General features: G+C 72.3%; 6 protein-coding genes. 4 read left to right on the top strand and 2 right to left on the bottom strand.

What is annotated here, in order from left to right:
* Positions 1 to 245 precede the first annotated feature (245 nt).
* Positions 246 to 683 (bottom strand): VOC family protein, encoded by a 438-nt coding sequence (locus B0I32_RS17260; RefSeq protein ID WP_106240084.1) that lies wholly within the window; start codon positions 681 to 683, stop codon positions 246 to 248.
* 359 nt (positions 684 to 1,042) lie between these two features.
* Positions 1,043 to 1,984, bottom strand: a complete 942-nt coding sequence (locus B0I32_RS17255) for a phosphotransferase (protein ID WP_106240082.1) — start codon at positions 1,982 to 1,984, stop codon at positions 1,043 to 1,045.
* A 250-nt stretch (positions 1,985 to 2,234) separates the two neighbouring features.
* Between B0I32_RS17255 and B0I32_RS17250 the strand changes: the two genes are divergently transcribed.
* From B0I32_RS17250 to B0I32_RS17235, 4 genes are read left to right on the top strand one after another with little or no spacing between them, the layout of a single operon-like run.
* Positions 2,235 to 2,738 (top strand): EF-hand domain-containing protein, encoded by a 504-nt coding sequence (locus B0I32_RS17250; protein ID WP_106240080.1) that lies wholly within the window; start codon positions 2,235 to 2,237, stop codon positions 2,736 to 2,738.
* Between the two features lie 36 nt (positions 2,739 to 2,774).
* Entirely contained in the window at positions 2,775 to 4,196 is a 1,422-nt protein-coding gene (locus B0I32_RS17245; RefSeq protein WP_106240078.1) for a class I adenylate-forming enzyme family protein, read from the top strand.
* On the top strand, positions 4,183 to 5,013 hold the full coding sequence (locus tag B0I32_RS17240) for an SDR family NAD(P)-dependent oxidoreductase (protein WP_106240075.1): 831 nt from the start codon (positions 4,183 to 4,185) through the stop codon (positions 5,011 to 5,013). Before B0I32_RS17245 ends, B0I32_RS17240 begins: the two co-directional genes overlap by 14 nt.
* Positions 5,010 to 6,287 (top strand): FAD-dependent monooxygenase, encoded by a 1,278-nt coding sequence (locus B0I32_RS17235; RefSeq protein WP_219911852.1) that lies wholly within the window; start codon positions 5,010 to 5,012, stop codon positions 6,285 to 6,287. The genes B0I32_RS17240 and B0I32_RS17235 overlap by 4 nt, the downstream gene beginning before the upstream one ends.
* The last annotated feature ends 24 nt before the right edge of the window (positions 6,288 to 6,311 follow it).

Here is a 6,311-nt window from a genome sequence, read left to right as displayed (position 1 = left end):
TCCATCGAGATGCGCGACACCGACGAGGACGTCTTCCGCGCGGCGGAAGAGCTCGGTATCGATCTGTCCCGGCGTGAGCCGAGCAGCGTGGAAGAGGTCTGACGCTTCCGCGACCCGGCGGAGGAAGAACCGGTGCCGGCCGTGCCCAACGACGTGAACGTCGTCCCGAAGCTGAGGCGCGGCCGGTCACCGGCCATCAGGCACAGCGCGCTGTCCTGTTCGACGTTCAGCGAGGCAGACGTTCGTCAGTCCAGGCAGAACTCGTTGCCCTCGACGTCCTGCATCACGAGGCACGACTCGTTTTCTTCATCGGCGGGCAGGAGCCGCACGCGTACCGCGCCGAGCGGGATCAGCCGCGCGCATTCGGCCTCAAGGGCTGCCAAGCGTTCCTCACCCACCAGCCCGGTGCCGACCCGCACGTCAAGGTGCAGCCGGTTCTTGACGACCTTGCCTTCGGGAACGCGCTGGAAGAACAGCCGCGGACCCGCGCCCGAGGGATCGCTGCATGCGAACCATGAATCCCGCTGCTCAGCCGGCAGCGTGCGATTGAAGTCGTCCCAACTGGCGAACCCCTCTGGTGGCGGCGGCGCGACGTACCCCAGCACCTCGCACCAGAAACGAGCAACGCGCTCAGGTGATGCGCAGTCGAAGGTGACTTGAATCTGCCTAACTGATGCTCCCATGGATCAATTCTCCCATCGGGTTGCGTCCACGGGAGTGGTGTACGAGTTTGGCCTGGTGGGTGAGCTGGCCATCCTCGGGCGGCTGGCCAAGGACACTACGCCGGAGCCCTGGGGCACCCCCGAGATCGTTCGTTGCTCAGAGCGGACCATCTGACTGTTGGTCCTCAGCGCCCGGCGCCGGCCCGAGGCCGAGCTGTTCACTCATGCCGAGCTCGAACTCGCCGTACAGGTTGAGATGGGACCAGAACAGAGCCGACACGGCGCCCCGCCCGTCGTGGCCTTCTTCAGCCCAGGCAGGGCTCGCACCAGGATGTTGAAGGTCGGACGGTAGGGCAGTTCTCGCGAACGCCTTCGTAGGGTCAGCGAAGCGCGTTCAGTTCTTCGAGGGCGCGATGGCCGCGCTTGACCACCTCTGGAACGACATCGTGGCGCTCGTGACGGATGGGGACCTCGAGCATGAGGAGGGTGTGTGCCGCTGCGAGCAGCGCCGCCCCCTCCCAGCCGACCAGGTCGAGGATTCTCGTCCACAGTCGCCTGCGGACATCGTCCAGCAGCGGATTCTGGAAGGTGTACCACACGAGGGCGATGAGATCGGTCGCGCGCGTGCCGCTACCCGCGTTCCCGATGTCCACGACCGCCACCACCGCCCCGGCACGGACCAGGACATTGCCGGGAGTTGAGAGATCGGCGTGCACCATGTCAGGTGCCTGTCGTGGCGGTGGGACGTCGGCACATACGAGCCGCAGGCGCTCGACCAAGGCCGACACCACGGAGGAATGCCCCGAGAGGCTGGCCACGGACCGGCGGAGACGCGACTGCTCCGGCGTCTCGTTGACATCCAGCCCGGAGACGCCCGGATCCTGACCGGTGGCGACCCGCCAGGCGTACGACCAGTGGTCGTAGGGCTCCGAGGCTTGGCCGGCCTGGAGTTCGATGATCTCCATCAGCTGCTCGACTAGGGACGGGGTCAGCTCCGGCGCGGGAGCCGCGTCGACGAAGTCCATCAGCTGCCATACATGAGTGGCGGTGGCCCCCGCTCCGAGCCAGGCCGGGGTGGGATAGCCGCGCCTGCGCATGTGCTCCACCACTCTCTGGGCCCGCAACGTCTCATCCAGGTGGTGGGGGTGGGCCAGGGGCACTGCTTTGAGCACCGCATCCGCCCTTCCGGCCAACTGGACGCGCATGGCACCCCCGTTGACGCCTCCGGGTAGGCGACCGAGAGGAGTGACCTCCGCTCCGACCACCCCGGCCACGTCGTCCAGGACCTCGGCCGGCAGCTGTTCGGGATGGCCCTGGTTCATCGGCTCGACCTCGGATTTCCAGTACTTGCCAGCTTCCAGACATCAGATCATGAAACAGGTCTCGGCCCGGCGTGTCATCAGAATAACTACACAGGGTTATTGCTTCTCACTCAGGGTAGCTATGGGGTTGCCGACTCCCACTTCGGCGGGTTGCCCTCCCTCACCCCGCCACCGACGCCACGTCGAGGCAGGAGCGGCGGACCGGTCGATCACGTGATCGCAGGGATCACGAACCGAATGGAGAACCCCCATGGCCTTTTCCGCTGCCGACCGCCTGCGGATGCGCTTCGAACTCCTCGACGTCAACGGCAGCGGCACGCTGACGTCCGCCGACTTCGAGCTCTACGCCGCGCGCGTCTGCCGCGTGCTGGGCGTGCCCGCCGGCGCCCCCGCGGCCCAGGCGCTCTCGGAAGGGTGCCGGCGCTTCTGGACCGGGCTGGCCGCGGCCGCCGACCTGGACCGGGACGGGCAGGTGAGCTACGCGGAATATCGCGCGTTCTCCCACGACGACATCTGGTTCGCCGAGTACGGCGAGGCGTACGTGGCGGCGGTGTCCACCGTCTGCGACCTGGACGACGACGGCCTCATCGAGCGTGACCACTTCCTCGGCCTGCACAGCGCCGCCGGCTTCCCGCTGTCGTACACGGTGAAGCTCTTCGACGACCTCGACGGTGGCGGGACCGGCCGGGTGAGCACGGCCGGTTTCGCCGCGTTCCTGCGCGAGTTCTACACCGGCGCCGGCGAGCTGCTCTGACGAGCCGGTCGGACGAGGAGCGGGGACCGCGCTCTCATGCTGGTGTGCGGCGATCGCACGGTGAGCCGCGCCGAGTTGACGGCGCTGGCGGCCGAACGGGCGGCCGGGCTCGCGGCCCGCGGGATCGGCGAAGGCGATCTCGTCGGGCTGTGCCTGCCCAACGGCCTGGAGTGGGTGGTGACGTACCTGGCGCTGGCGCGGCTCCAGGCGTGCTGCGTGCCGCTCAACGCGGCGTCGGCGGTCGCGGAGATCATCCATGTGGTCCGTGACTGCGGGCTGCGGGCACTGTTCGTGTCCGCAGCCCGGGCCGAGGCGCTGGCGGGCGTGGACCAGGTGCTGCTCTGCCCGGACGGCGCGGTTCCCCGGGGCCGGCCGGTCCCATCGCGCGGACAGGCGGCGCCGGCCGGCGCCGCCTGCCTGGCCTACACCTCGGGCACGACGGGGTCGCCCAAGGGGGTGATCCAGACGCGGCGGGCGGTTCGCGCGGGCGGCGCCAACCTGGCCGGACGGCTGCGGCTCGGGCCGGAGGATCGGGTGGTGACGGCGCTGCCGCTGGCGCACACGTACGGGACGAACGTCTTGAACGCGGCGCTGCGCAGCGGCGCCGGCCTGATCCTGCTGGAGCGCTTCGACGCGGCGGCGATGGCGGAGCGGGCGGCCCGGCACGCGGCCACCGTGGTGGCGGGCGTGCCCGCGATGTACCGGCGGCTGTTGCTGGAGCAGGACGCGTGGCTGCCCCGGTCGCTGCGGTGCGGCCTTTCCGCCGGTCAGAGCGCCGGAGAGGACCTGGCCATGGCCTGGGAGGAGCGGACCGGCGCCGCGTACGTGGAGGGATGGGGGATGACGGAGCTGGGCGGCATGGCCACGCTGGCCGCGCCCGAGCTGGCCGGCCGCCACGGCACGGCCGGAACGGCGCTGCCCGGCGTGCGGCTGCGGGTGCAGGCGGACGGGAACGTGGCGCCGCCCGGCACGCCGGGCGAGCTCCAGGTGCACGGCCCGATCGTCACGCCCGGCTACTGGAACGCGCCCGACCGCGGCGCCGAGGCGATCGGCGCGGACGGGTGGCTGCGGACCGGGGACGTCGGCGTCATCGCCGACGACGGGCGCGTCCGGATCCTCGACCGGATCAAGGACGTCGTCCTGTGCGGCGGCTATTCGGTGTTCCCCGCCGAGCTGGAACGTGCCATCCGCCGGCATCCTGCGGTTCGTGACGTCGCCGTCGCCGGGCTGCCCGATCCGGTTCTGGGCGAGATCCCGTGCGCGTGGGTGGTAGCCGGACACGGGGCCGCCCCCGCCTTCGATGAGATCGTCGGGCACTGCCGGGCGCTGCTGGCCCCGTACAAGCTGCCGCGCCGGATGGTGCTCGTCCCCGGCCTGCCGGTCACCGCGACCGGCAAGGTCGACAAGCGTGCCCTGACCCTGACCACCTCCGCTGAGGAGCCGTATGTCGCTGGATGACCGATTCGGGCTGCACGGCCGTACCGCACTCGTCACCGGGGCCTCGCGAGGCATCGGCGCGGCCGTCGCCCGCGTGTTCGCCGCCGCGGGAGCCGACGTGGCCGTGCTCGGACGCTCCCGCCAGGACCTGGAGGCGGTCGCCGCGGCCGTACGGTCGCACGGCCGCCGGGCCGTGGCGGTCGAGTGCGACGTCACCGACGCGGCCAGGATCGAGTCCGCGTGCGCCACCGTCGAGGAACGGCTCGGCGCGGTCGACATCCTGGTGAACAACGTGGGCGGGCCCGTCTTCCAGGCGTCGCTGCTGGACGTGCGCGACGACGGCTGGGAACGGGTGCACACCCTCAACCTCACCAGCGCCTTCCGCTTCGTCCGGCGACTGGCGCCGGGCATGGCCGAACGGCGCCAGGGCGTCATCGTGAACGTCGGGTCGATCGCGGCGGCCCGGCCCTGGCCCGAGATCGCCGCCTACGGAGCGGCCAAGGCCGGCCTGCGCCACCTCACCGAGGCCCTGGCCGGCGAACTCGGGCCCCAGGGGGTACGGGTGAACACGGTCAGCCCGGCGTGGATCGACACCGCGCTCAACCGGGCCTACGTCACCGACCCCGCGCTCTCGGAGACGGCCCTGGACCTGGTGCCGCTGGGCCGCTGGGCGAGCCCGGACGAGGTCGCGACGGTGGTGACGTGGCTGGCCTCACCGGGGGCCTCCTTCGTCACCGGGGCCGACATCCCCGTCGACGGAGGCTTCGCGGTGGCCATGCCCTCGGCCGCGCGGGCCGCGCTGAGCAGGGTACGCCCCGCCGAGGGGGCCAGGGCGTGATCGACGGACCGCTCATCGTGGGCGCCGGCCCCGTGGGGTTGTCGGCCGCCCTGCTGGCGCGGGCCCGCGGTCTGCCCGCCCACGTGGTGGAGCACCTGCCCGCCGGCGCGGCCAAGCCGGGCAGCCGGGCCATCTTCCTGCACCGGCAGACGATCCAGACCCTCGCGGCCGCCGCTCCCGGCCTCGCCGACCGCATGGTGCGGGAAGGGCTGGTGTGGGCGGGACGCGCGACGTACTGGGCCGGACGACGGGTCCATCACCGCCGCCACGCGCCGATGCCCGCGGGGCTCGCGCCGTACGTCTGCCTGCCGCAGCCCAGAGTGGAAACGCTGCTGCGCGAGACGGCCGTGCGGGCGGGTGTCACGTTCGCCTGGCACGCGCGGGCCGACGAGGTGACCCTGCTGGACGACTCCGTCCTGGTCCGCGCGACCGACGGCAGGCAGTGGTGTGCGGCGTTCGTGGTCGCCGCCGACGGGGCCGGATCGACCGTACGGCGCCGGCTGGGCATCCGGATGGACGGCGACGCCCGTGGCCACGCGTTCGTCGTCGTGGACGTCGCCGACGATCCCGCCCGGCCGCTGCCCGCCGAACGGGTCTTCCACTACCGCCACCCGCGCGCCGCGGGCCGCAACGTGCTGGTCGTCCCCTTCGCCGGCGGTCACCGCGTGGACCTGCAATGCCGTGCCAACGACGATCCCGCGGCGCTCGCCGCCGACCCGTCCGCGTGGCTGCGGCCCTTGCTGCCGGCCGGTCACGCGGGCGAGATCACCTGGTCCTCCCACTACCTGTTCCGCCAGGCGGTCGCCGAGACCTTCACCAGCGGGCGGGTTCTGCTGGCCGGGGAGGCCGCGCACCTGTTCGCGCCGTTCGGCGCGCGCGGGCTCAACTCGGGCATCGCCGACGCGGCCGCCGCCGTCGACGCCATCGCCTCCGTCGTCCAAGCCGGCCTCGTGCGCCCTCGTGCTGCTTTCGGCAGCGACGGCTCTGGCGCCTCCGTCGGCACTGACCGCCCTGGTACGGTCCTCGGCGCCGACGGCTCTGATGCGGTCCTTGGCGCGCTGGCCGGCTACGACCGGGTCAGGCGGGCCGCCGCCGAACGTAACCGCGCGGCCGCGGGCAAGGCGCTGGCGCACCTGACCGCCGCCGGCCCGCACCGCCGGGCCGCGCAGCGCGCCGCCGCCGTCGCCGCCCGGGTCCTGCCCCGGGCCGGGGCCTGGCTCGACCGCCGGCCCTTCGGTCCCCGCGACGCCGGCATCCCCGGCAGCCTCTACTGAACGTTCACCCCTGAGAGGTTCCCC

This window comes from Nonomuraea fuscirosea, from assembly GCF_003001935.1.
GTDB classification, from domain to species: Bacteria; Actinomycetota; Actinomycetes; order Streptosporangiales; family Streptosporangiaceae; genus Nonomuraea; species Nonomuraea fuscirosea.
Note: the sequence above shows the minus strand (reverse complement) of the source record. Positions and strands in the feature narration are given on the sequence as shown.

Coding starts and splice junctions, on each gene's coding strand:
- B0I32_RS17245 (WP_106240078.1), top strand. CDS start 2,775: ATGCTGGTGTGCGGCGATCGCACGGTGAGCCGCGCCGAGTTGACGGCG.
- B0I32_RS17250 (WP_106240080.1), top strand. CDS start 2,235: ATGGCCTTTTCCGCTGCCGACCGCCTGCGGATGCGCTTCGAACTCCTC.
- B0I32_RS17240 (WP_106240075.1), top strand. CDS start 4,183: ATGTCGCTGGATGACCGATTCGGGCTGCACGGCCGTACCGCACTCGTC.
- B0I32_RS17260 (WP_106240084.1), bottom strand. CDS start 683: ATGGGAGCATCAGTTAGGCAGATTCAAGTCACCTTCGACTGCGCATCA.
- B0I32_RS17255 (WP_106240082.1), bottom strand. CDS start 1,984: ATGAACCAGGGCCATCCCGAACAGCTGCCGGCCGAGGTCCTGGACGAC.